The following is a 22833-nucleotide window of genomic DNA, read 5'->3' on the forward strand; positions in this document are numbered from 1 at the left end:
GGCACTTTCATTAGATCAACAATGTCAGGCGCCAATGCTGCTTATAAGCTCACCGAACTTATGGGCGGGCTTGATAAGTTCTCCGACGCTATCGACACCTATTTCACCACCATGTTCAGTGATGCCGAACAGGAAGGGCGCAAGGCAGCCCAGGCAGCCCGCCAGGTGAATGTCGCGTTCAACGAGATGCATTTAACCGTGCCAACTACCCGCGAAGGGTTCAGGACTCTGGTTGAAAGTTTGGATCTGACCAAGGAAACCGGCCAGGCGCTTTTTGCCTCCCTGATGAATATTGCCGAATCGTTCGGCACGATGATGGACGCAGTTGATGCGGCGTATGCAGCCCAACAGGATCTGCAGATCCGTCGCTTGAGAGTAGCCGGCAACGATGCCTCGGCCGATCTTCTGGAGCTGGTAATCGATCAGCAGAAAGAGTACCAGGATTATCTCGGCAAGGGCTATGACGTCACTGAGCTGCTGATTGTCCAGCAACTTGAATATGAAAAGGCTGTAAAAGACGTTTCAACCACCCTTAAAGAGTCGTCAAACGAGATGACCATTGCTGCCGAGCAGATCAAGAGCAAGCTATCCTCGGCTGTTTCGGCTCAGATGCAGATCATGACTACTCTGAAAAACATGCTGAGTGGTGATCTCTCTACGCTTTCGCCTGATCTTAAGTACAACCAGCTCGGCTCATCGTTCCGGGCAACTGCCGACCGCGCTAGACTCGGCGATGTCTCTGCGCTGGAAGGGATCAGCCAGATCGCCCAGGAGTTTCTGACGTCGTCGCGCAGTTACAATGCCACCGGCCCGGCCTATGCTGCCGATTTCGCCCTGGTTACTCAGACTCTGGCCGAGCTTGGCGGTCTGCCAACCTCCACCGAGATCCAGATCGACGTGGCGCAGCAGCAGCTCTCCAAGCTCAAAGAGATCCAGGCTTCGATTGCTGACGGCAATATCGATCAGCTCACCTACCTCAAATCTATTCTGGGCGAAAACAGCGGCGTTTCGACCCTTCTTGAGCAGTACCTCAAGGCTGATCAGGCGGCCAAGGATTCCGCAACCCAGGCGGCAGCCGATGCCCAGGCCGCAGCAGAGGCCGAGCGTCAAAGAATAGCTGCAGAGCAGGCGAGGGCAGCTGCCGTTGCTGCCGAGGTACAGGTCAAAGCTAGAGAATATGCCCAGATCGCCATGGAATATTCAGTTGGCAAGCGCACCGGCTATGACTCTAAATATGACGTTGGGCCAATAGTTAATGGCGTTTCTTCCCCGAACGGCAAGATTGACACCGGCGACGGTATTGTCTGGCTAAGTATCGCCAACGGCAGCGGCAATGTCACCGATGAAATCAAGAAAATGCTGGGCATCAGCAGCTATGACGTCGGTTCGCCATTCATCCCTTACGACCAGATGGCCCAGGTTCATAAAGGCGAGATCATTGTTGACCCGGCATCGTCGGCAGTACTTCGCAAGTACGGGATCCAGGTCAACGGCAGCGGCGGTGACAATTCCGAACTGGTTGCGCTGCTCAAGGAAGTTATCACCGAAGTCCGCGCCCTGGTTCGCCTCTCCGGCGCCGGGCATTCCCAGCAGATCGATAAACTCACGGCATTGGAAAAGGTGCTGTCTGGCATTGAACGTGACAACCGGCAACTGGTTAATCAATGAGTGAATATCTTATAGAAATCCCTGCCCATACTGGCAGTGCTGTTGAAACTCTCCGATTCACCAGCGGTTCCGGTCGAATTTATGACGGCTATTACTATGAACCATGCGTGTCTAACCCTGGTGCGCTGAAAATTATGATGTTTGGTGAAGGTACTACAAGAGGCGCATCCAAAATAGGTTACGGAGAAATACAGCTGGTCAATAAAGATGGGCAGCTGGACAGCCTCCGCAACTATGGAATAGGTGGGAGAATCGCTGTGATACGAGAGTTAATTGCTGGAGTGACTATTGGCATGACGTTGAGTTGCAGCATGGAGCAACCAGTATTCAACGATTCATCCGTGTCAATCAGGATAAAGGATCCCCAAGTCGTTCTTGATGTAGCTTTCCAGGAAAATAAATATGCCGGCACCAACGTTCTTCCCGCAGGGGTTGAAGGTACTGCTGACATCAAGGGTAAGCCTAAACCTGTATTGTTGGGTCAGGTGTCGAATGCCACGCCTTTTCTGGTTAATACCTCGCGGCTGATTTATCAGGGGCATGATGGTGCGCTGCAGGATATCCCCGCAGTTTACGACAAGGGTGTTCTACTCGGCCGTGGCACTAATTACACTAGCCAAGCAGATATGGAGGCAAACCCGCCGGCCGAAGGATATTACCGAGCTTGGCTGGGTGGTGGCATGTTCCGGTTGGGATCTGCGCCAGCCGGAGTTGTGACATTCGACGGGATACAGGGTGCAACTGCAGCGAATAGAACTGCTGCCCAGATTGCAAAGCAGATCGCCTTGCGGGTACTCACAACCAACGACCTGATCGATCAGGACTTCACTGATCTGGATACTCTCAATAGTGCGGTTATTGGCATATATATAAATAGCGAAACAACCATTGCAAAGGCATTGGATGAGGTAATCGGCAGTATCGGTGGATGGTATGGGTTTGACGCAAATAACAAGCTCAACGTAGGCCGGCTGGATTCCCCTTCAGGCACTCCTGAAATCGAACTCACAAAGCAGGAAATAAGCAACCTTCAGCTACTGCCTACCAAAGACGAAGGGCGTGGTTTACCGGTCTGGAAAGTCAATTTGAACTATGACAAGGTTGCCACGGTTCAGAACATGACAAGTCTTGCCGGCAGCTTGAATTTCTCCTGGGTTGCCGGAACTCTCCCTGCATCGGCATATTGGTCGGCAATCACTTATGGTAATGGATTGTTCGTTGCAATCCCGCAAAACGGTTCGGCCTACGCGACATCCCCGGACGGTATTGCCTGGGTCTCACGGACCTTGCCGTCGCCTCCGACTGGCGGTTATTGGGTAAAAATAGCTTATGGCAATGGCACTTTTGTCTTGCTGGGAAATGGGGCAAACGGCAATGCCACCAATGTTTATGCAACATCAACTGATGGCATAAATTGGACTCCTGGGACGTTGCCGGTTTCAAGTGTTTGGGTTGCTATTACCTATGCGAATGGCCGCTTTGTTGCCCTGGCTGCCAGCAGCACAGTTTGTGCCTTGAGTTCGACTGATGGTACTACCTGGAGTCAAGGCGACTTGGCGAATGGTACTTGGACCAGCGTTGCTTATGGTAACAATGTGTTTGTGGCTATTACCTATAATGGCAGCGCTTTGGCAACCTCTCCTGATGGTGTAACCTGGACGGCCCGAACGCCAACAAACAGCGCTGGCAGGTCTGTCACGTTCGGTAATGGGCTTTTTGTGGCAATCGTCTATAACAGCAATGTTTTCGCCACGTCGCCCGACGGAATAACCTGGACAGCGCGGACCATGCCGATGACGGCATATTGGTCAAATATCACTTATGGCAACAGGGTTTTTGTTGCGACAGTCGAGAATAATAGCAAGGTGGCTGCTGTTTCTCCTGACGGTATTTTATGGTATCAGGTCGGCTTGCCGTCAGCTGCCAACTGGCAGGGAATTGCTTATGGTAACGGCTCATTCATCGCCGTATCGTTCAATAGCGCCAACATCTTCACCTATAGAATTGCACCTTCTACAGAGTACCTTTCGCGGGTTTCTTTAGAATATCGCACGGTAAACGACTTTGATAATGCTGTCTTGACCGTGCATCCCCTGGCGACAGAAATAACCTTGGACAGTTTATTGGTGTCGTCAGCGGCGGCACAAACAGAAACCACTCGGCAACTCAGTCTGCGAAAAGTTCGGCGGGATTATGTATCGATCTCAATTGACTCGAGTGTTCTTGCTAGCATGCCTACAGTCGGGAAAGTCATAAAAATAACGTACCCACGTTACGGATATGATGCCGGAAAGCTATTCGTCTTGATCGGCGTGAATATGGAATTGTCGGCTAAAAAAATCACTTTTTACCTGTGGGGCTGATATGCCTTGTTTATTTTGTTATCCGAACCGCTTGGATGATTCTCTCAGTTACAGCACGACGTTGTCCGGCGGATCCTGGTCGGCCACTCTGCCACTGACAAACCTGAAAAGCCCATTGTTATCGAAAAAAGCCCGGTCAACGAATGCTCTGGCAGCATCCACCCAGTTCAATACTGATATGGGCACACCGCGAGCCATTAGAGCCCTGGCGCTGCTCAGGCACAACCTTAGCTCTGCTGCCACTGTCAGATTTAGGGGCTATTCTGATTCGGGCTATACGTCGTTGGTTTGGGATTCAACCGCACTGTCGGTATGGCCAGAAGGTTACCCGGCCGTGGAAAACAAGAAGCGTTACCAAGAGGATTTTTATGTCATTCTGACTGCGGCAGCAACTGCCCGCTATTGGAAAACCGAGATCGTTGATACCGCCAACTCGGCCGGATATATTGAGATCGGCAGGGCCTTTTACGCGCCGGCATTTGAACCGGGTTTAAACATGTCTTATGGAGCATCAATCAGTCTCGAGACAGACACTACCTCCGAGCGGTCAAAAGGTGGAGTGGATTATTATGATCGATCTGAACCGCGGCGGGTAATACAGTTTACTCTGCCGGTCAATTCTCAGGACCAGGCGTTCAGCGACATATTCGACATGCAATGGGATCGAGGCATCGATCAGCCGCTGCTTTTCGTATTTGAGCCAACAGACACCGGAGTACTGCTGAAAAAACGGAGCTGGCTGGCAACGTTGCGGCGGTTATCTGCGATCGAATTCCCTTACGTCAATAACCACTCTGTGGCGTTTGAATTGATGGAGACTTTGTAGGAAAGAATTACCGCCATATATTGGTTTTAAGAAGGGATTTTAAAGGCGTGGCTCGATATAGGGAAACTTAGAAAACGGCTTACAAGTCAAATATGGAGGCTGGTCATATGAACTCTTTAAAACTACCCTAAAAACCTTAAACCCGACTCTTTTAGTCGTGTATAAAATGCGGTTGATTTAAGGGGTGCTTTTGCACCCTTTTTACGAAGGTTTTATTAGTTGGAATAATGCGTAAACCATGTGTCTGAATTATGCAAACCATGTGGCGCGTTACAAGTACTACTTGAGCGGAAAGCAGGTCAGGAAGAACCTTCACACCTCGAGCAAGCGGATGGCAGAGGAAAAGATGCGGATGGTGGAGTCCGCTCTGTTCCGTGACGAGGACATTCCGCTGCCGACCCGGACTCCCCTCGCGGCTATCCTCGGCGAGTACGTCGACTATCTGCGACTCACCAAGAAACGCAACAACGCGAACAAGATCATCCAGTACCTACGTGAAGCGTTCGGGCCGCTCTGCCCTGGGCTTGAGGTGCAGAACCCTAAGATCAGCAGGAAGGCACAGATCTATCCTGAGCGGGAGGAGCGAGTCAGGTTGGAGGTGCCGTTCCTTGAGCAGCTGACCACTGCGGATGTCGCCCGCTGCCGCGACAACTACCTCAAGAGCAAAGGTGTCAGCAACAACACGGCGAACCACCTGAGGCAGGTCGTCGTGCGGTTCATCAACTGGGCCATGACCGAGCGCGGCGTACGCTTCCCCGGCGGCATTAACCCGGCAGCCAAGGTCCCGATGCTCGATGTGGAGCGGACCGAGATCATCTTTCTCGATCTCGAGGAGATCGAGGAGCAGCTGGAGGAACTCAAGGGATACCCTCAGCTCAGGGTGATGGTTGCCGTCCTGATCTTTGCCGGGCTACGGCGGGAAGAGGTCCTCTGGCTCAGGACCGGCGATATCGATCTGACCGCCGGCAGGTACGGCATGGTCAGGGTCTATACCAAGTCGGATGTGAGTAAGGGGTCCAACGGCTTGCAGCCCAGCTCCGGCAAGGCGACGCGGCTCGACCGCAAGCAGTCCAGGCGGCAGGCCAGGAGTCAGAAGAAGGCCAAGAAGGACTCGTGGCAGCCCAAGACAAGCGATCATCGTGCGATCCCAGTGAGTAGGCGCTTGAGGGAGATCCTCGCCAGCTACGCGCCCCCTCCTTCTGATGGCAACTGGTTCTTCCCATCGCCCCATGGCACAAGGTGGGACCAGGACAATTTCTCGCGCGACCTGGCCGCGGCAAATGCTGAGAATGGGTTGCCCTGGACCTGCCTCGACTACCGTCACACCTTTGGCAGTCAGCTCGCAATGAAGGGGGAGAGCCTCCAGAAGATCTCCGCGTTAATGGGAAATTCGCCCGAGATCTGCCACCGGCACTACGTCCACCTTATGCCAGCCAGTATGGCCGACTCGGTGGAGTTCCCCGAACCGGGCTCCAGTCCTGCCGGACCTGCTGCCGACGATCCCTCGCAGCAATCGCCCACTGGGCGTGGCGGAGACTGCGATTGCCTGCCTCAGGACGAGTCTGACCGGCCGAAACGACCGCAACTGAGGCTTGTGCACAGCAGATAGCGGGACAGTGATGACGTGGCCCCTCAGGAGGGGCCCACCATTCGGCTTTCCTCGTAGGCGACGACCTCGTCGTACAGGTAGCGAACCATGCCGTTTTTCCCTTCGCCAAGCAGCACCCTGGTCATCCCTGCTGCCCGGGCGATTCTGTCGACCGAGGTGCGGGCGCAGCCCCAACGCTCACTGAGTTCATTCGGAGAGATGAATTTCCTTGCCGTGTTCGCGGCCGGTGGCTCGATGCTCGTTGCTGTTTTTTTCGCCGGATTCTTCATGTCTCGACCTCCCTGGGAAATGGAACCTGACGGTTCATCTCCTATTGGGCAGGCCCGCAACCACCTCACTCATCATCCCGCCACCCGACTGATTCGGCTTCTTTCTCCGTGATCTTACGGCATGCTGTCACCCGAGCCCAGGCCGGCTTGCCCTTTCTGAGCGCGTCCAACCGTTTCGTTCCCAATGTCGCTACATTGATTGGTATCAGCTTTGCCTTGAGTCTCTTGCCGCTGCGATATCCCACATCGAAACGTGCAAGACGGTGATCCTTACCTAACAGCCCTATGGCTATGACATCGCTGGCGCCGAGAAACCGCTCGATAATAAGGGTGACCATCCGCCAGCGCTCTAGATGGTCAGCCTCGAAGACAAGGATATCCATCCAGCACTGATCCAGGGCCATCTTGCGTACGATCTTGAGGAAAGTGTCCACGCTGACCAGAGCAACATCATCCTTGGTCAGGTACACGAACTCGTCCGGCAATGTCCTGTTTATCAACGGGGCGAGCTCAGCCAGGAAAAGCTGCGGGTCAAGCCATGAGAAATCTATCGGCGTGGTGCTTTCGACGTAGCGGTACCATTCCCTCCGTGGATGGATGAAAGGTTCCGCCTTGAACCTGCGCCAGGTTGCGATCAGCGAAGTAAGATCCATCGACAGCTCACGGATTGCCGTTAGCGTTGCCATCTGGTGGACTTTTCTGACCAGGTCGCAGAGAATGGTGCTGTCCTTCGTGTTGCTGTTCACGTTGGCGTGGTGGAGCAGAATTGCGTTGAGCACATTTTCCCTGAGGGTATCCCCCAAACCCTTAAGGTAGTACCTGTCAGACAATACCATGCCGTAGATGGCGTGATTGTCCACCAGCCTGTCGACAATGCCCGGAATCTTGCCAAGATCACAGCAAAGTGTTGCCAGCATGGCTGAACTGTACATAAGCTCACTGGCTGGCAGCAGGCGGGCGAGCGCTTCGACCGCGTAGACCACGTGCTGGCCGAGGGGGACCGACTCGAAGCCTGCCCTTGTGAACGGAGTGAACCTCAAGTCCGGATCCTCTTCTGGGGGACTGGTAAAGACTGCTGGGGAATAAAACCGGGCGCCGTCGTACATGAAGAGAAGCTTAGACGCGATACCTCGCTCCATCGGGGGCAAATAGCGGAGGTATCGATCCCAGCATTCACGAAGCTGATTGATGGTAAAGTTAGGAGAATCCATGAGTTACTCCTTCCGCTCTGTGGAGTTCTCCGCAGTTCCCTTCTTTTTAGCGTACGATTTGTTGTTGATCGCTCTTTTCCTGATTATATTGACCCTCTTGATTTGTTGCTTTGACAGGGTAAACCCGAACAGCGTCTCGATCTCTGCAACAAGGTCGTTTGTCCGTGGTGGTTTGCTGAGGTTATAGGTCCGTGTGTATGCGTACGACTCCCATTTGTTGTATTCCGCCGTGTCGATAAGCCGCTGCCGATCTGTTTTCGTCAGTCGAGCCAAAGCCATTTTGATAAATCTCTCGGATTTTATCAGCAACGCAGTTGTCTCCATCGACTCGACATCGCATATTTGATCGCCGTACAGTCTGCCCAAGTCGTAAAGAAGCTTGAGAAGCTTACGAGAAAGATTCAGTTCCTCATTCCATTTCTTGACGTGTACGGTATCAATGACTTCCTCAAATGAGAGGTAAATGTCATAAGATTCATCGTCTGGCATGTCTCTGTCCTCCCGTGATCCTTTGTATTTGCGTTAAGTGGCATATTGGCCTCATTCTTCTTTAAATCTTTCTTGATGCTATCTCCATCGGTTTTATAACTCGTTATCGGGACAGCAACGACTCTCCGCCTTTTTGGACAAAGAACAGTAACTGTCAGGCACTTCAGGCGCCAGAATCTCTTCAATGTTGCCGATATGCATCCAAGTTTCATCAAGCCTCCCCCCTGAACAGCCCAATCAACTCATCATCCCTAGCCTCGCAGTCGGCTCGGCGGAGCAAATCCAATATTGGGCTCGCGTTGGTATTGCAATCGTGGTGATGGCGTATCGCAAGGATGACAGCTAAGGCTTCCCTGGTCGTCAGCCTGCCATCAATCAAGCGTTCCATGGCAACAGCGCCGGCACGGGCGTGCTTGGTCATGGTGTACTCGCCCGGCAGCTGGTTGCAGATACGTGGAATCTTGCCAATGTCGTGAGCGAGGCAAGCGATAATGCCTAGGGGGTAAAGGAGTTGCCGGTGATCGACCATTGCTTGGAACTTTCGGGCGACATGTATCGAGTGATCCCGCAGAGAGATTTTTGCCAGTATTGAGTGCGTTGAGGTGGTGCCTGTTGCCCTCGATTGGGGGAACTTGTTGTAGATTGAGGAGACATATCCCTCTTTGTCGAGGATTGCCAGGATATCGACCGCGACCGCGAGGTGCGCCGGCGGTAAGATTGAGGTGCAACTTTCTAATATTTCGTTGATTTCGTAATTGAAGATCTGCATTTCGTCCTCCTGTTGCGGTTATGACTATGACCACCCATGTATTATTTGTTACCGGCTGCACCCCTGAAATGGGCCATTAACATGAATGTAGTGACCAATATGTCGAAATTATTCATAAAAATTGATGAAAAAAATTTTTACGGACTCGGAGTAATGCTGCCACCTTAATTAAAACCCGGTTGCGACCCGGACAAGTTGTTGAGTTGATGATAATGTTGAACGCTCAGGAGCCGCAGTCGGAGTCAGCGAAGGGGGCGTCATGCCGGCAATGCCAACCTGTGACAAGTAATGAAAATGAGGGGGCAAATCTGGTGAGACGAGGAAGAGGCCATTTGAAAATTTGTCAGCTCAGTAAAACTTTATAAAAATAATGACCAGTTTTTCAGACGATGGCTGTCTGAAAGCAGGCATTTCAGATGGAGAGCGATTGTCGACGGCTGAGTGATCTGGCTTGAACGGACCGCCGGGGTCGTGTATATAACTCTCATGACATCTAAAGACGAATACCGCATCAAAAGAGTCAAACATGCTCTCATTGACAAGGGATTGTCGTTTCGGAAGTGGTGCGAGGAGAACGACGTACCACATAGCGTTGCGAGGGACCTTGTGTATGGGCGGCTTACCGGAAACAAGAGCGTAAAAATGCGGGCAGTAAAGGCCATTTTGGAAAGGGAGTTCGGTCAGGACCTTTTCGAAGAAAACGCGGCATAATTTTTTTATTGAAATATACGACCAATAATCGTATAATAACCAAAAATGGCACTCGTCGATTGAGTGCTTATTGTTTGTCGAAATATACGAACAATTGACGTAAATGCTACGACAGAAAGGAGATTACAATGGCTAGAAGCTTCTCGGAGATGAAAAAGTGGGTTAAGCGCAACAGCAACGTGACCCTGGATAAACTCAGGCTGGAGGACGCAAAGGAACTTGATGCGTTTGCTGCTGAACACACCATGGAATTTATTAGGCTTGCTCGGATAGGTGTGGAGCTGCGATGCCGGCAAACGGGCTTGCCGATGCCGTCATCTTCGGAAATGATGATCAAGACATGCTTCGTAATCAGGTTGATGATCATGATTGCGAAAGACCAGTACGAGGGATTGCCAGAAACTCCTCTCTTTGAGCCAGATGGGGTCGCGTTGATCAACAGCCGCGCATACAAGGCATGGCACGCAATGAATTCAGGCATCGGCGCTCTGGCATAATCCTGAAATCGGAGGTGGAAAATGGAATCAACTGAGAGCAAAACCCCGTATCTTTCAAGTAAAAACCACTTATGGGATAACGCGAAATCATTCAGAAACAGCGCGGGGTACATCGTCTTGTATGTTTATGACCCAGTTGCGAAAAAGACTCTGCATCGCATGCTGCACATTGTCCTATGGGAACGTGCGCATGGCAAAAGGGTGCCGCCGCGTTGCTGCATTCATCACCTAAACGGCATTACTGACGACAATCGTGTCGAAAACCTGCTCTGTGTTCCGAAAACAATGCATATGCGGCTCCACCGAGATCTGAAAAGACTTTCTCAAAGCCTGTCGCCGGTTTTTTTCAACATCAAGCGGCATGCGATCATCAGTGAGCATGTTGATCAGATAACAGAACATCAAAAGCGGCGGGAACGATGGGGGATTCATTCCTAGCCTTGAAAAGGAGGGTCTCTATGTGGGGATGTAAGCCGCTGAACCTGGAGTTGATACGCACCAACTTGCGCTACGGAGAAGTGTCATTGAAAAAAATGGGAGAACTTATTCCCGTCTACGTGCCAGGGTGCAAGTACTCCCCGGTTGTCCCAGAAACGCGAATCTGGGCTTGGGAACAGGGTACGAGCAGGAGTATCCCTGAGTATGTCTATTTCGCATATGGATCGATTCTGATTTGCGATTGGTCCAGCGACCGCCATGAGATCGACATGTGTCACCATAGAGAGATGGATGCCTTCTATGGGGGATTATTAAACCCTAGCTATGGACAAGTGCTGGCACTGATTCACGACGTAAGGCAGCGGGGCGATCCGGGTGATCAGCAGTTGCTTGACCAGCTTGAGAGTATAAAACAGGGCTGGGAGCAGAATTTCCAAAACACAGCTGGTCTTGATTTCGGGCCGGTTTGGGTCGAGAAGATCGAAGATCTGTTCAGTTAAAGATACGTTTTGAAGGGTCGTTAGAAATAACGGCCCTTTTGTATAGATTTATTTTCCACGTGCCATTGAGAGACAGCGTCAGCAATAGAGCTTTATGGTGTTGAAATTGGTGGAGCGGGAGGAATACTACTCAACATCACAGGTAGTAGCAGTATGACAATGGATGATTTTTACATCATATCTAAGGTCATACATGAGAAGGCCTCAGAGGATGCCACGATAATTATTGGAATGGTTATAAATGAAGAGATGGATGTCAAACAGTCAAGATTCGATCGCTCTGATCGTGCCGGCAGACTCGTTGAATCCGCCCTGTCCTGAATAGATCTGCTGAAGTACTATCGGTGCATCGGAGCGCTTGCCGTGACAGAGAATGCATGCCTGGTTGGTCTCGAGGAACGGTTTGGCGAAGAGCAGGTATTTCTTCCCGTCAATGCTCCTGATCTCGATATGTTCTTTCAGGTCGCGTCGCTCATTGAACAGTTTATCAGCCATGCCTCCCGGTCATCGGCTATGTTGACCGGATTTCTGGGGGGTAGCGAGGCCATTTTGTAGTAGACGAGGGGAAGCCCTTCTTTCTCTCGCTCCTTGTTGAAGAGGCCGTGCATGACCCGGATGATATATGACGACGAGAGGAGTTGTGGCGCATAGAAGTCCTTGGCGACCCTCCCCTCGTCTTTGGCCTTGTAGTAGGTCGGGTGCATTACCTGCTGGATGTAGGCATGAAATGACCGGTGTGAGAGGATGATGCTCTGGAGGTTCTCTTCAGCCTTGTGCACAACATACCTAGTGACAGCAGTGTAGGTCAGAACGCCGATAACGGCTGTCAACGCTACAGCAAATAACAGTTGCCGGAATGTTTTCATCACTACTCCTTGGGTGAATTGCATATTTATCGACAATTCGAGTGACAGTTCTTGCCTTAGATAAAACTGCTCCCGAGGGTAAATCGAAAAACAGCGCCGCAGTTTTTCTGTCCTTCACCGCTTATGTTACCGCCATGCAGATCGATTATCCTTTTTACTGTGGCAAGACCAATGCCTGACCCCTCAAACTCTCTGCCATGCAGACGCTGAAATGCGGTGAACAGTTTATCAGCGTAAGCCATGTCGAATCCGACACCATTATCTCTTATATAGAACTGTTCAACTCCGTCTATAATTTCTCTTCCAAATTCTATTTCTGCATTTTCTGTCATGGATGTGTATTTCCACGCGTTCGCAAACAGATTCTGAATTGCATTTTCTAGCAGCATCTTGTCACCGATTGTTGTGAGGTTTTCCTCAATTGTAACTTTGATGGAACGTCCAGGAGAGGTATCTCTCAGCATTGATGCAACACTTTCAGCAATTTCGGAAAGATTCACCGGCACTTTGCACATAGTGGCATTTCTAATTTTTGCAAGATGCAGCATTGAATCAATCATCTTGTCCATTCTGTTTGTGGCATTGCTGATACGATCTACTATGAACATTTCTTCTGTGCTCAGTTTTTCACAGCACTCTTGAGAAAGAATGGAACAAAAACCGATTATGTGACGCAATGGGGCTCTCAGATCATGAGAAACCGAGTAACTGAAGGCTTCAAGGTCCTGGTTTGAACATTCCAAAGCCTGCCTCTGCCGAAGCAAATCCTCGTTGAGACAATTGAGTTCCACCAGCGTAGTTTCGAGCCTGGCAGTTCTTTCTGCGATTTTTGATTCTAACGAAAGATTGAGTTCTCGGATTTCATTTTCAGCGTTTTTGATCTCGGTTATATCGCTATTGCTCCCCCTGATACCCAGGAATTCGCCACTTTCATTCGAAATAGGCCTGCATACATGTCTTATCCAGCGGACTCTGCCATTTTTAGTCACTATTCTTACATGAACCTCTTCGAATTCACCTTGCTCGCTATGGTGGCTTTTATGGGCTAGCCATATTTGTTTGTCATCCGAATGAATTATCTTATCAAGAAGTGAAGGGTCTGAAATGAAATCTGATGGGGAGTAACCGGTCAGTTTGAATGCTGCTGGAGAGACATAATGAAGTGTTCCGTCAGGAGAAAGGAGGTAGGTGAGATCGGTGGCGAAATCGGTAACTGTTCGGTAGCGATCTTCACTTATTGAAAGCAACATCATTGTTTTTCTAAGCCGTTCCTGCCAAATGGCAAGCAAGAGTCCGCTGCCACCACCAAAAATAACCGGAACGACGAAAGCCCTGGGAGTTAAACTGATTGCCACTCCCATCAGTCTTCTCTGTATCATTGAAAACAGGATCAGCAGTAATGCGCCACAAATAACATATGTGAGAGTTCTTACGGCAATTGCCTTTACTTCAGAGCCCTCTGTCAGATTATCAACTGATTTTGTGGGCTGAAGTTTCATATTTTTCCTTCTACAAAGGCGCCTGATTCAATAATTATCAACCTGACTGTAGTTCGGGAATAAATGTCCATGAAACTATACGAAACATTGATCGGTATGCTCTCTCAGTGCATAAAAAGTAGCAGAGATTCACGCATATACAACCGTGAAATATGATCTGTATATATACATCAGTGGGAGTTATAGGCATTGATGATAAACTCCGGAGGGTCCATAATGACCTTTTTCACGGTGCAGAGTTCGGCTGTCTTGACAATGGCGTTGCGGTATTTCTCGGGAAAGCCAGGTGGCAGCATGATATCGATGGTCAGTCTGGAAAGTCGCTTCTTGCCGTTATCATCGGCAACGAACTCCATCTTCTGAGTGAGTTCGAGCCCTGCGGTGTCAATCTGTCGCTGCTGACAGAAACTGAGAACATAAATTCCGGCGCAGGTGCCAAGTGACGATAGAAAATAGATGAAAGGGCTCGGCGCAGTTCCCTCCCCGCCTTCTTCCACCGGTTGGTCAGTTGGAACTATCATACCGTTCATTTCAGCATTGGCCTTCTTGCCGCCAGGAAAGGTAATCTTCATCTCCATGGTACGATCCTCCATTACATTTAACGTTTAAAACGCAAAATTGCCGATTACGACAGCATACAACCCAAATCCAACAAGAATCGCGCCAGATGCGTACCTAAAGACCTTGTCATGTCGTGCCAGCGCCTTGATCCTGCTTTGCAGGAGATGAGACGAATAGGCCAGTATCAGCATCGGCACTGCTAATCCCATCGAGTAAAAGCCGAGCAGGGTAATGCCGTATGTCAGTTGGCCATTTGTTCCCACCATGGTCAGAATACTCGACAGGAAAGGCCCGACACACGGGACCCATACCAAACCAAGCGCCATGCCGAGAACAAACGCACCGAGTCGCCCTTCGCCCTTTACATGGAGGTTTGATAGTGCGGTTATCCTCTTAAAGATGCTGATATCAAAGATCACCATCAAACCCAGTGCAATGATGACTATAGAACCGGCAATCTCTATGTATCGGGTACGTCCAACCAGCATGGCGCCAAAAAGCGAGGATATGGCTCCCATTATCATAAATGACAGTGAGAGCCCCATCACCAGAATCATTGGTCTGAGCCTGTCTTTACGCTCAGCTCCGGCCATGATGATCGGGACAACCGGAAGAACACATGGCGACATCACACTTGCCAGTCCGGCTCCGACTGCAAGCAGTATGCTGGAGATGCCGAGTTCGATCATTTAACGCCATCCAGTGAAGCAGAGAGTGTTTCCTGGCTTTGGATTCCAGGAGGGAATACGCGTGAAATCTTTCCGGACTTATCTACCAGAACCAGTGATGGAAGGCTTCTGACGCCGTAATCGTAAAATGCTTTCTGATCGTTCTTATTCATGGCATTCACACTGGCGATATTGAAATTCCCTTTTCTATCCTGCGACAGTTTGTCGAGAATCCCTTTTTGCGCCTTGCATGGTCCACCGTTAGGGTTCTGGAAAAATACTAGGGTGGGTTTGCCGTTGGCACCGATGGTCTGCTTCAGTTCGGGTGTACTCAATGGCGCGGTTGCAGCGGCCAGAGCAATAGTCGCTGTTGCCAGCAAAGTCAGTGTCAGTAACGAGAAAAATGCTTTCTTCATACGTGCCTCCAATTTTGTTTTTGTGTCAGGTCGCAACTTTGCCGAACATTTTATCCGTTAATTTTACATACCAGGCTGCCGACTGAACCTGAATGATGTAGGCTAGGGCGATTACCAGAGCCGCATCCGATCCAGCGGTTCCGAAAGCATTCATGGCCACTGCAAGGGCAATCGACAGATTGCGCATGACTGTGCCGTAGACCAGCGCGATAGCGTCTCCGCGTTTAAGGAATAACTTCCCGACAATGGTGCTGAGCAGATAGTTGGTTACGTAAAGAATCGAAAGTGGGATGAATATTTGGAACAATGACTCCGGAGTCGCCAGTATTGCGCGTGCTTTGAGTGCGATTGCGATGAACACAATCCCCAGGACACCGATTGTTGACAGCCCCGGGAAGCGTGGAGCCCAGGTCTCCTGGAAGACTTTTTGCGTAAAGCGTTTTATCAGCCACTGCTGGGTGGCATAACCGGCAACCATTGGCAGGAAAACGATAACCGCAATCTGCTTCATGACCGCAGGCGTATCAACGGTCACATGAGCACTGAGAAGCCACTGAACATAGAACGGTGTCGCTAGTGAACCGAGAATAAGACCGACTACTGTCATCTTGACAGCTGCTTCAAGGTTACCCTTTGCGAAACCGGTCCATGAGATGGTCATGCCGCTTGTCGGTACCAATGCAGCCAGTAGCAAGCCAAGGGCCATATACGGCTGCTGGGCAAAAAAGAGCCTGCCGAGGCCATATGCGACAAAAGGTACGATCGCGAAATTGATGAACTGGGTCAGCAACTGAGCCTTGCCGTCTCCACCCTCCAGTACCTTTTTCAGTTTGAGAGTTACCATCATCGGGTAGACCATCAGGAAGGTGAACGGTACAATCCAACTTTTTAGAAATCCGGCATCGAACACTGCACCGAAGGCAAAGCCAAGCAGCATCATGGTTGGAATGGCTAACAGCAGGTTCTTGTTCAGTTTTGTCAGTAACGCCCACATATCAGAGAGCCGCTTCGATCATGGTTTTGATTGCAGCGTAACTCTCGGCTAGGGAATCGGCAAAGGCCGGGTCGCCGACCAGTGTCTCGATCATTGGACGGTTATAGACCAGAAACCGCACCTGAGTCCTGCCGTCACGGGAAAATATCATGACGAACTTTGGCATCAGGGGTGCGCGCTCCGGATTAGCCTGGAGGCTAGCCGCCGCTTTTTCAGGTTTGCAGATCTGGATCATGTGAAGGTCAAACCATTGCGCCACCTCTACTCCGTGAGCACCAAAGGAGTTGGCCATATTCATGCCGCTTTCGTTGTGGATGCTGAAACCTCTTGAGCCTGCTGCGCTCTTTAGATCCGCCACAAACTGTATGAGGGGTTTATCTGTCTCTTTCTGGTAAAGTTCCGCCCATTGCATCCGTTCGTTTCCCTTCTCTATAAAAAGTGTACTCACTGGTGGTGCGTTATACGTCCTGAGGCCGTCCGGCTTGTCTCCATGCTGCCATATGTCCTTCAAGCAGTGTCACATTCCGATAGCCGAAAAACCCCAGTAAACTTTTGACAATTTGTGCGCGGGGACCATGTTCGCAGGTCACTACCATTTCGGCGTTTTTATCTGAAGGGATGGGTGCCATTCTCAACATTATTTTCCATGTCGGAGCATGGATGGCGTTGGGAATGTGGCCTTTTTTGAATTCAAAAGCGGTGCGTACATCTACAACAGCGGGCGCCTTTTTAGATGTAATTCTCTTCAATAGTTCCTGAGGCTGCATCTAGTCTCCTTCGTCTGGAAGTATCAGATTATCCTGTTTTTATTGATCAGGTCTATGGCAACCCGGTAAACCAGTAACAGGAATGGCCAGGCATGCCACACTAGGTCAAAGATGTCGATTGGCCTTTTCAGAGTACCGTTCATCAGCATTCTGATCTTTTCTACAATGTGCGGCTGCGGGAAGAAGGGTGCAAAGCCGAGCAGAAGGGTTAACGGGATGAGAAACTTGTAGTCGAGCAGATTAATCATGGGAGTTCACATATTCAGATGGCCGTAACACGTTCAAACGTCGATCAGCCTCAAGGATTATGCCGTCAGCAGTACGGTGTTGTTCTAAAAACCGCCTGACGTCATTGACAAAAGATTCAGGCTGTTGAGGATAGTTCGGCAGCATGCTTGACAGGAAGTCGTCATCATCGTCAAACCGGAACTGGGTGCGAAATGCTATAGTCTCTCCCATAGTCCAGCCATTCATTTCAAGCATGTTACGTATGGCTGCTTCACGTGCAGGCCGTTCATCGCCGCTACCTGCACCGAAGCGCTCTTTTGCTTCGGTGAACGACCCGCCATCACCAGGCTCGATGACAACAATAGTTCCGTCTTTACCGAGAAGGGCAGCAGCCGACAGCAGGCTTTTTGACATTTCCGTTTCAGGAACATGATGAAGTGAAAGGGTGTAGATGACTATGTCGAAATTGCCGATTGAAGAGTCCGGAACCCCCTTCAGTGCCTGCATAAACAGAACATTATTCGCATAAAAGGAGGTCCGTGCGTAATCTATGGCGCAAGCATCCGGGTCTACAGCAACCACACGCCTGGCGTATTTCGCCAAGTCGCGGGTAATTCTCCCCTTGCCGCACCCTATTTCAAGGACGTCCTTGCCACGAATATCACAGTGGGACAGAATCGTGGCAATGTACTGATTTGTAGGGTCCTGAAGCACTTAAGAGTTCCTTGATGTTTTCATATCATTCTCTAACGACTGTTTTGGCTCGCTCATATGGGCTTTTTTGCATTCTTGCTTTTTCCTCAAACACTGCATAACCTTTTTAACTTCTTCAGTGTCGTAAGGGTCAAGGTCAAAAGGAACGTTCTCTCCACCGAACTCCTTAAATATCCTGTATCTGTTGCATGATGAATAGTCACCAAAACAGAGCCTCTTCTTAATATACTCTTCTGTCTGGGGCATGTTCTTCATGTTGTCGATGAAGAACTGGCAACATGCCATCAATTCACACTCCATATCACACCTCTTTATGTCATCAGTTCAAAACCCGACGAATTGTACTCTGAATCGTCTCTGCTCCAACAGATGTGTCAAAACACCCTGTACCTGCATAAGGATCGAAATTGTCGATCTGATCAATAAGCAGTTCGATCAGATGAACCTTCTCTTCATAGAGGTCAGGTTCGTCTGCTATCGTCATGACTTCAGCAAGTAGCCACGAAGGGAATTCATTATCCAGGTTTTGCTGGAGTGCGACTGCTCTGAGTTTTTCAAACAGTTCCATTGTTTTCTCACCCGTCATGCTATACCGCTCGATTGGCTGATCTTCAGCAGTAATTTTTTCACAAAAACGTCATTACGTGCTTCCGGAAATGGCCAATGCCTTTTGTCCCACAAGCGCCTTAGCGACCTTATTGCGTGCACTGGCCAGAACCCTTTGAACCGTGCCTCGAGAAATTCCCATGCAGACTCCCGCCTGCTCCTGAGTCATTCCCTCTCCGTCACACAGATGCAGCGATTCCAGTTCGTCCTGGGCGAGTTGAATGACCTGAATATCTTTCAGCGGCACTCCCGCCGGTTTAAAGACCGCCGCGTATCCGGCACGGTGCGGGCAGATACAGTTCCTCGGCTTACGTGGACGCGGCATGGTTAGTGAGAGCACCCATGACTGTGTCCATGTCCGCCGCAGGTATGGCCCGGCATATATTCAGACAGCCCGTCAGACTGGAAGAGTGCAACATTGTCTGCAATTGTTCCAACCTGTGCCTGAAATACCCGCATCCCGGCAGCATTCAGTTTGTGAAGTGCGCCGCCGCCAATGCCTCCAACAACCACTGCATCCACTTTATAGCCGCCAAGCCCTGCTAGCGGATTGCAACCGCCGTGCTGATGGACCTGGTCGTTGATGTTTAAAGATGTTACTTCGTTGGTGGACATATCCACTACGACAAACCCGGGTGCAGACCCGAAATGCCCGTATACCTTACTCTCCAACCCTTGATTTTCCTCAACTGGAAAACATATTTTCATTTAATCCTCCCACCGATGTTTTGTGACTATGCACAAAATACTATTCAGATATATGAATGTCAATATGTAATGCACATTCCAAAATTATGTTGAGAAAATGCTAAAAAGTCATCGTGCAGATTAATGCAATAAATAGGCTCTACCTGCTAAATACTGCACATAAATCACGATTCGACCATTGTGTCGCTTAGTATTTGATTCACAAATCAAATAGTTATGTATTGATCTTTGTTCGACACGCTACAGGAGATATACACGATGATTCGCTTTTTATCTTCGTGTGAACGTGCTATAAGAGACTAAAATACGATCCAAGTTGCATTCACGGCAAAATGATAAATTATCACCGCGTTCGATTTCTCATAACTTGTGTGACTGCGCTCAGTATTCTCTTTCTCGGGATGCGTGTGCCAGATATCTCACGCCCACACCGCCACAAACCAATCAATCGAGCAGTTTTAGACAAGCAGGTCAAGGCACCACAAAGCGCTGTAAAAAAGTCTTTCGAAACTGTTGCAATCACCATTAGACCTGTTGAGATCTCCTCGCCTGTCTTTTATCGCTCCGATTTCCAATATGCATTTCAACCTCCCGGTTATTCGCATTTTTCACCAAACGCTCCCCGAGCCCCCCCCTGTTAATCGTCTGACTTTTCAGCCACATTCCTGAAAACATCTAACCCTGTACGTTGCCGGTAGCCTATTGGTTCGCAATGAACAGGGTGTTGTGCATTATTCTATCCATAACAAAGGAGATGACATGAATAAGTCTGTTAATCAGTTAGTTACAATTTTGTTTGCTGGGATGTTCCTGTATACCGGTTGCGCCAAACAGGAGGTTGTCAAGAAAGACGAACCTCTTGTATCAAAAGGAACAGCGGCCAAACCGGTAGATATGAAGAGCAAATCTCCTGATTCCGGTGATGCAAATACGCAACCTCGTGTCAGTGAGGAAGCAAAAAAATCAGAAAAACCAGAGGTGCTGACGGCTACTTCCGAAATGAAAACAGCGTTGGAGAAAATATATTTCGACTTTGACTCATCGACACTAAGCGAAACTGCCCGCCAAACTCTGTCCAGAACCTTTGACGTACTGAAGCAAAACCCACAATTAAAAGTCAGAGTTGAAGGTCATTGTGATGAACGTGGTTCAGACTCATACAACCTGGCTCTCGGAGAGCGTCGGGCAAGGACAGCATCTCATTATCTGAACTCACTGGGGGTTTCAGATCAGCGATTATCCACCGTCAGTTATGGAGAGGAAAAACCGAATGACCTAGGACATGATGAAGCATCGTGGGCCAAAAACCGTCGCGACGAATTCATTATAATCAAGTAGACAGCCCTGGGGAAATGAGGGCTGTTTCGTAAGCCCTCATCTCCCCGTGTGTGCCCTGAGCCTGTATCATTGCCAGCGGTTAACGTACTGAGAATTGTTTTTCTCTCATCGTTGTTTAGCGTGAAATAGGCAAACACGGAGAATGCTCATCATGACTAAAGAAAAAACATCATTCCCTGCAGCCCTACTTAAAACATCTCTTGGCTTGATTGCAATTGCAGTTTTCTTTTTGCTGTTGTGCGGATTCGACTGGGGCTTCAGAAAAGAGCCCTGTCAGGAGGCGGCACAGATGCTTGCCAACTCATCGCAAGGGATGACTGAACCGCTTGTGGGACCGATAATAACTCTCTGTCCTGAAGGTGCAATTGGTCACCTGGCAAAAGGTTTCCAACTTGAACGAAAAAGGGATGTCAGTCAGGCGATCGAAGAATATCAAAAGGCTGCAAATCTTGATTCAACAATGGAACAAGTTCACGGCAGTCTAGGGTTATTGCACCTTGAACAGGGTTCGGATGTTTCTGCGGCAGCAGAGTTGACAAAGGCTCTGAATGATTCGCGTGACCCACGTTATCACCGGGGATTGGCAAAGATTCTTAACAAGGAAGGCGAGACAGCGTTACTCATCTATCATGCAGAAGAAGCAGTGAAAGAAAATCCAAATGACCTGGAGGTTATTAACTGGCTCGCTGACGCCTATGTGAGAAATGGTGACCTCGATAAAGCCGCAATTGAATATGAAAAGGTTATTGCCAGAGATTCGAACAATGAACATGCGCGGTGCGGTCTTGGCAGCATCCATGAAAAAAGTGGCAGAATTGATGATGCCATACGAGAGTATAACGCTGCCGCTCTTGCCAACCCTTCTGACAAGTCCATTCATAAGCAGTTGGCCGATCTGTATCGGCAAAAAGGGGACAAATTGCTTGCTGAAAAAGAGATGGAACTGGCAGGGATCAACCCAAGAGAAGCAGACATTGCCTCACTGATGCAGAAAGGCAATGAACTGCTTCTTGCCCGAAATTATGACAAGGCTGTAGAAACATATGAGATAGTTGTAAAGATGCAGCCAAACCGGTTAGATGCAATGGAAAAACTAGGAGACGCCCATATGGCAGCAGGTCGTGATGATGACGCCATTAAAGCCTATAGTCAGGTAATCATACTTAACCCGTCGATCCCTTCACTTCATTACACTTTGGGAATACTCTTCGAGCGTAAGGGGCTGCTGGACAAGGCAGAGGCGGAATACAAGATGTCATTGCAGTATGACTCCAAAAATGGCGACCCGCGACGCCGGTTGGCCGACATATATACTCTTCGCGGCAACTTTACCCAATCAATCTCTGAGTACAACGAACTGATCAAACTCCGCGGTGATAATCCAATCCTTCACTTCAGGTTGGCACGGCTCTATGACAAAAACAAGGATTCACGGAAAGCCATCGACGAGTATCTGGAAGCAGTCAGACTTTCTCCAGACAACTTGGAGATAAGAAAAGAACTTGCTGCGCTGTATGCCAGAAAAGGATTGCATGCCGAAGCAGAGCGCCAGTATCAGGAAATTCTACGCCTTGACCGAAACGATCAGGGGATCCGAAACGCATTACTGTCAAACTATGTAAAACAAAAAAAATATGACGGACTGATTGCCCTCCTCAAGGAAGCAGTTGATATCAACCCGAATGATTCCAACTCGCATTATAAACTCGGAATTGTCTATGACTTCAAGAAGGAGTATGAACTCGCTGCTGCCGAGTATCAAAAAGCCATAGACCTCAATCCAGATCACGCCAAATCGTTGAACGCACTAGGTAAACTCAAAATTAAAACTGGAGAGTTAAAAAAGGCAAAAACCCTTCTGGAGGCGGCACGCATGGCTGATCCGAACTTCACCGAGCCACGTGAACTATTGAGCAATATCCGGGAAGAACCTAATGCGACCAAACAGCGTAAAAGTTCTCGCAAAGTTAAAGTCCCGAAAAGAAAGAGCACTCCAAAGAAAAAATAAGTATGGGCTAGAGCAGCAATGGTGGCTGATATAATTGCTGAAAACGGCAAATCTCTTTAGAAAATAAATAAAAAACAGATCTTTTCCTTTGAGGCACAATATGTCACAGG

General features: G+C 49.4%; 29 protein-coding genes. 10 read left to right on the plus strand and 19 right to left on the minus strand.

The features are described 5' to 3' along the window. From KI809_RS19085 to KI809_RS19100, 4 genes are all read left to right on the plus strand, one after another. Nucleotides 1-1668 (plus strand): hypothetical protein (locus KI809_RS19085; protein ID WP_214173200.1); only part of this gene is annotated, 1668 nt, incomplete at its 5' end. After that, complete coding sequence (locus tag KI809_RS19090; RefSeq protein WP_214173201.1) at nt 1665-4031, plus strand: DUF6242 domain-containing protein; 2367 nt, start codon at nt 1665-1667, stop codon at nt 4029-4031. The genes KI809_RS19085 and KI809_RS19090, both read left to right, overlap by 4 nt. Nucleotide 4032: 1 nt before the next feature. Continuing rightward, complete coding sequence (locus KI809_RS19095; protein WP_214173202.1) at nt 4033-4857, plus strand: hypothetical protein; 825 nt, start codon at nt 4033-4035, stop codon at nt 4855-4857. A gap of 238 nt (nt 4858-5095) precedes the next feature. Then, a complete protein-coding gene (locus KI809_RS19100; protein ID WP_214173203.1) occupies nt 5096-6466 on the plus strand; it encodes a tyrosine-type recombinase/integrase in 1371 nt (456 codons plus the stop codon). Nucleotides 6467-6489: 23 nt separating this feature from the next. Here the strand turns inward: KI809_RS19100 and KI809_RS19105 are convergent, their stop codons facing one another. The 4 genes from KI809_RS19105 to KI809_RS19120 all read right to left on the minus strand — a co-directional run bounded on the left by KI809_RS19105 (nt 6490) and on the right by KI809_RS19120 (nt 9204). Then, entirely contained in the window at nt 6490-6804 is a 315-nt protein-coding gene (locus KI809_RS19105) for a hypothetical protein (RefSeq protein WP_214173204.1), read from the minus strand. Next, nucleotides 6801-7946 (minus strand): HD domain-containing protein, encoded by a 1146-nt coding sequence (locus KI809_RS19110; RefSeq protein ID WP_214173205.1) that lies wholly within the window; start codon nt 7944-7946, stop codon nt 6801-6803. Before KI809_RS19110 ends, KI809_RS19105 begins: the two co-directional genes overlap by 4 nt. 3 nt (nt 7947-7949) lie before the next feature. Next, the gene (locus KI809_RS19115; protein WP_214173206.1) at nt 7950-8435 is read right to left on the minus strand and encodes a hypothetical protein; all 486 of its coding nucleotides are present in this window, start codon (nt 8433-8435) and stop codon (nt 7950-7952) included. A 211-nt stretch (nt 8436-8646) separates the two neighbouring features. After that, nucleotides 8647-9204 (minus strand): HD domain-containing protein, encoded by a 558-nt coding sequence (locus tag KI809_RS19120; RefSeq protein ID WP_214173207.1) that lies wholly within the window; start codon nt 9202-9204, stop codon nt 8647-8649. An 839-nt stretch (nt 9205-10043) separates the two neighbouring features. On the opposite strand from KI809_RS19120, the gene KI809_RS19125 reads away from it, so the two are divergent. The 4 genes from KI809_RS19125 to KI809_RS19140 all read left to right on the plus strand — a co-directional run bounded on the left by KI809_RS19125 (nt 10044) and on the right by KI809_RS19140 (nt 11671). Continuing rightward, entirely contained in the window at nt 10044-10412 is a 369-nt protein-coding gene (locus KI809_RS19125; protein WP_214173208.1) for a hypothetical protein, read from the plus strand. Nucleotides 10413-10433: 21 nt separating this feature from the next. Continuing rightward, nucleotides 10434-10850, plus strand: coding sequence for an HNH endonuclease signature motif containing protein (locus KI809_RS19130; protein WP_214173209.1), 417 nt, complete (start codon nt 10434-10436; stop codon nt 10848-10850). Nucleotides 10851-10870: 20 nt separating this feature from the next. Beyond that, a complete protein-coding gene (locus KI809_RS19135; protein ID WP_214173210.1) occupies nt 10871-11350 on the plus strand; it encodes a hypothetical protein in 480 nt (159 codons plus the stop codon). Nucleotides 11351-11434: 84 nt separating this feature from the next. Further along, nucleotides 11435-11671: a hypothetical protein gene (locus KI809_RS19140; protein WP_214173282.1), complete on the plus strand. Its 237-nt coding sequence runs from the start codon at nt 11435-11437 to the stop codon at nt 11669-11671. On the opposite strand, the gene KI809_RS20610 is transcribed toward KI809_RS19140, so the two are convergent. The 15 genes from KI809_RS20610 to KI809_RS19210 form a co-directional block, all read right to left on the minus strand. Continuing rightward, nucleotides 11615-11845, minus strand: coding sequence for a c-type heme family protein (locus KI809_RS20610; protein ID WP_246559518.1), 231 nt, complete (start codon nt 11843-11845; stop codon nt 11615-11617). The two genes, KI809_RS19140 and KI809_RS20610, sit on opposite strands and share 57 nt — an antisense overlap. Next, nucleotides 11809-12216: a c-type heme family protein gene (locus KI809_RS19145; RefSeq protein ID WP_246559519.1), complete on the minus strand. Its 408-nt coding sequence runs from the start codon at nt 12214-12216 to the stop codon at nt 11809-11811. Before KI809_RS19145 ends, KI809_RS20610 begins: the two co-directional genes overlap by 37 nt. Nucleotides 12217-12272: 56 nt before the next feature. Further along, nucleotides 12273-13715, minus strand: a complete 1443-nt coding sequence (locus tag KI809_RS19150) for a PAS domain-containing sensor histidine kinase (protein WP_214173211.1) — start codon at nt 13713-13715, stop codon at nt 12273-12275. A gap of 170 nt (nt 13716-13885) precedes the next feature. Next, nucleotides 13886-14293 (minus strand): OsmC family protein, encoded by a 408-nt coding sequence (locus KI809_RS19155; RefSeq protein WP_214173212.1) that lies wholly within the window; start codon nt 14291-14293, stop codon nt 13886-13888. Nucleotides 14294-14320: 27 nt separating this feature from the next. Continuing rightward, complete coding sequence (locus KI809_RS19160) at nt 14321-14965, minus strand: cytochrome c biogenesis CcdA family protein (RefSeq protein ID WP_214173213.1); 645 nt, start codon at nt 14963-14965, stop codon at nt 14321-14323. Further along, nucleotides 14962-15360: a thioredoxin family protein gene (locus KI809_RS19165; protein WP_214173214.1), complete on the minus strand. Its 399-nt coding sequence runs from the start codon at nt 15358-15360 to the stop codon at nt 14962-14964. The genes KI809_RS19160 and KI809_RS19165 overlap by 4 nt, the downstream gene beginning before the upstream one ends. Before the next feature lie 25 nt (nt 15361-15385). After that, the gene (locus KI809_RS19170; protein ID WP_214173215.1) at nt 15386-16354 is read right to left on the minus strand and encodes an arsenic resistance protein; all 969 of its coding nucleotides are present in this window, start codon (nt 16352-16354) and stop codon (nt 15386-15388) included. 1 nt (nt 16355) lies between these two features. Further along, entirely contained in the window at nt 16356-16766 is a 411-nt protein-coding gene (locus KI809_RS19175; protein ID WP_214173216.1) for a DUF302 domain-containing protein, read from the minus strand. Nucleotides 16767-16812: 46 nt separating this feature from the next. Beyond that, nucleotides 16813-17121 carry a rhodanese-like domain-containing protein gene (locus tag KI809_RS19180; protein ID WP_214173217.1) on the minus strand — a complete coding sequence of 103 codons (309 nt, stop codon included), beginning with the start codon at nt 17119-17121 and terminating at the stop codon, nt 16813-16815. A 23-nt stretch (nt 17122-17144) separates the two neighbouring features. Continuing rightward, nucleotides 17145-17369, minus strand: a complete 225-nt coding sequence (locus KI809_RS19185; protein ID WP_214173218.1) for a hypothetical protein — start codon at nt 17367-17369, stop codon at nt 17145-17147. Further along, on the minus strand, nt 17362-18063 hold the full coding sequence (locus tag KI809_RS19190; RefSeq protein WP_214173219.1) for a class I SAM-dependent methyltransferase: 702 nt from the start codon (nt 18061-18063) through the stop codon (nt 17362-17364). Before KI809_RS19190 ends, KI809_RS19185 begins: the two co-directional genes overlap by 8 nt. Continuing rightward, nucleotides 18064-18363 (minus strand): hypothetical protein, encoded by a 300-nt coding sequence (locus KI809_RS19195; RefSeq protein ID WP_214173220.1) that lies wholly within the window; start codon nt 18361-18363, stop codon nt 18064-18066. A gap of 19 nt (nt 18364-18382) precedes the next feature. Next, nucleotides 18383-18631 (minus strand): GSU3529 family protein, encoded by a 249-nt coding sequence (locus KI809_RS19200; RefSeq protein WP_214173221.1) that lies wholly within the window; start codon nt 18629-18631, stop codon nt 18383-18385. 72 nt (nt 18632-18703) lie between these two features. After that, on the minus strand, nt 18704-18994 hold the full coding sequence (locus KI809_RS19205) for a DUF134 domain-containing protein (RefSeq protein WP_214173222.1): 291 nt from the start codon (nt 18992-18994) through the stop codon (nt 18704-18706). Between the two features lie 2 nt (nt 18995-18996). Continuing rightward, a complete protein-coding gene (locus tag KI809_RS19210) occupies nt 18997-19377 on the minus strand; it encodes a NifB/NifX family molybdenum-iron cluster-binding protein (protein WP_214173223.1) in 381 nt (126 codons plus the stop codon). A gap of 759 nt (nt 19378-20136) precedes the next feature. On the opposite strand from KI809_RS19210, the gene pal reads away from it, so the two are divergent. Beyond that, nucleotides 20137-20715, plus strand: coding sequence for a peptidoglycan-associated lipoprotein Pal (pal, locus tag KI809_RS19215; RefSeq protein WP_214173224.1), 579 nt, complete (start codon nt 20137-20139; stop codon nt 20713-20715). Between the two features lie 151 nt (nt 20716-20866). Next, entirely contained in the window at nt 20867-22723 is a 1857-nt protein-coding gene (locus tag KI809_RS19220) for a tetratricopeptide repeat protein (RefSeq protein ID WP_214173225.1), read from the plus strand. The last annotated feature ends 110 nt before the right edge of the window (nt 22724-22833 follow it).

Source organism: Geoanaerobacter pelophilus (assembly GCF_018476885.1).
GTDB classification, from domain to species: domain Bacteria; phylum Desulfobacterota; class Desulfuromonadia; order Geobacterales; family DSM-12255; genus Geoanaerobacter; species Geoanaerobacter pelophilus.

What these genes read in the sequence shown, in the direction of transcription:
- KI809_RS19170 (WP_214173215.1), bottom strand. Translation starts at nt 16,354, where the DNA reads ATGTGGGCGTTACTGACAAAACTGAACAAGAACCTGCTGTTAGCCATT.
- KI809_RS19160 (WP_214173213.1), bottom strand. Translation starts at nt 14,965, where the DNA reads ATGATCGAACTCGGCATCTCCAGCATACTGCTTGCAGTCGGAGCCGGA.
- KI809_RS19110 (WP_214173205.1), bottom strand. Translation starts at nt 7,946, where the DNA reads ATGGATTCTCCTAACTTTACCATCAATCAGCTTCGTGAATGCTGGGAT.
- KI809_RS20610 (WP_246559518.1), bottom strand. Translation starts at nt 11,845, where the DNA reads ATGGCTGATAAACTGTTCAATGAGCGACGCGACCTGAAAGAACATATC.
- KI809_RS19120 (WP_214173207.1), bottom strand. Translation starts at nt 9,204, where the DNA reads ATGCAGATCTTCAATTACGAAATCAACGAAATATTAGAAAGTTGCACC.
- KI809_RS19145 (WP_246559519.1), bottom strand. Translation starts at nt 12,216, where the DNA reads ATGAAAACATTCCGGCAACTGTTATTTGCTGTAGCGTTGACAGCCGTT.
- KI809_RS19130 (WP_214173209.1), top strand. Translation starts at nt 10,434, where the DNA reads ATGGAATCAACTGAGAGCAAAACCCCGTATCTTTCAAGTAAAAACCAC.
- KI809_RS19195 (WP_214173220.1), bottom strand. Translation starts at nt 18,363, where the DNA reads ATGGAGTGTGAATTGATGGCATGTTGCCAGTTCTTCATCGACAACATG.
- KI809_RS19180 (WP_214173217.1), bottom strand. Translation starts at nt 17,121, where the DNA reads ATGCAGCCTCAGGAACTATTGAAGAGAATTACATCTAAAAAGGCGCCC.
- KI809_RS19125 (WP_214173208.1), top strand. Translation starts at nt 10,044, where the DNA reads ATGGCTAGAAGCTTCTCGGAGATGAAAAAGTGGGTTAAGCGCAACAGC.
- KI809_RS19165 (WP_214173214.1), bottom strand. Translation starts at nt 15,360, where the DNA reads ATGAAGAAAGCATTTTTCTCGTTACTGACACTGACTTTGCTGGCAACA.
- KI809_RS19095 (WP_214173202.1), top strand. Translation starts at nt 4,033, where the DNA reads ATGCCTTGTTTATTTTGTTATCCGAACCGCTTGGATGATTCTCTCAGT.
- KI809_RS19220 (WP_214173225.1), top strand. Translation starts at nt 20,867, where the DNA reads ATGACTAAAGAAAAAACATCATTCCCTGCAGCCCTACTTAAAACATCT.
- KI809_RS19210 (WP_214173223.1), bottom strand. Translation starts at nt 19,377, where the DNA reads ATGAAAATATGTTTTCCAGTTGAGGAAAATCAAGGGTTGGAGAGTAAG.
- KI809_RS19175 (WP_214173216.1), bottom strand. Translation starts at nt 16,766, where the DNA reads ATGCAATGGGCGGAACTTTACCAGAAAGAGACAGATAAACCCCTCATA.
- KI809_RS19185 (WP_214173218.1), bottom strand. Translation starts at nt 17,369, where the DNA reads ATGATTAATCTGCTCGACTACAAGTTTCTCATCCCGTTAACCCTTCTG.
- KI809_RS19150 (WP_214173211.1), bottom strand. Translation starts at nt 13,715, where the DNA reads ATGAAACTTCAGCCCACAAAATCAGTTGATAATCTGACAGAGGGCTCT.
- KI809_RS19200 (WP_214173221.1), bottom strand. Translation starts at nt 18,631, where the DNA reads ATGGAACTGTTTGAAAAACTCAGAGCAGTCGCACTCCAGCAAAACCTG.
- KI809_RS19100 (WP_214173203.1), top strand. Translation starts at nt 5,096, where the DNA reads ATGTGTCTGAATTATGCAAACCATGTGGCGCGTTACAAGTACTACTTG.
- KI809_RS19135 (WP_214173210.1), top strand. Translation starts at nt 10,871, where the DNA reads ATGTGGGGATGTAAGCCGCTGAACCTGGAGTTGATACGCACCAACTTG.
- KI809_RS19155 (WP_214173212.1), bottom strand. Translation starts at nt 14,293, where the DNA reads ATGGAGATGAAGATTACCTTTCCTGGCGGCAAGAAGGCCAATGCTGAA.
- KI809_RS19115 (WP_214173206.1), bottom strand. Translation starts at nt 8,435, where the DNA reads ATGCCAGACGATGAATCTTATGACATTTACCTCTCATTTGAGGAAGTC.
- KI809_RS19090 (WP_214173201.1), top strand. Translation starts at nt 1,665, where the DNA reads ATGAGTGAATATCTTATAGAAATCCCTGCCCATACTGGCAGTGCTGTT.
- pal (WP_214173224.1), top strand. Translation starts at nt 20,137, where the DNA reads ATGAATAAGTCTGTTAATCAGTTAGTTACAATTTTGTTTGCTGGGATG.
- KI809_RS19205 (WP_214173222.1), bottom strand. Translation starts at nt 18,994, where the DNA reads ATGCCGCGTCCACGTAAGCCGAGGAACTGTATCTGCCCGCACCGTGCC.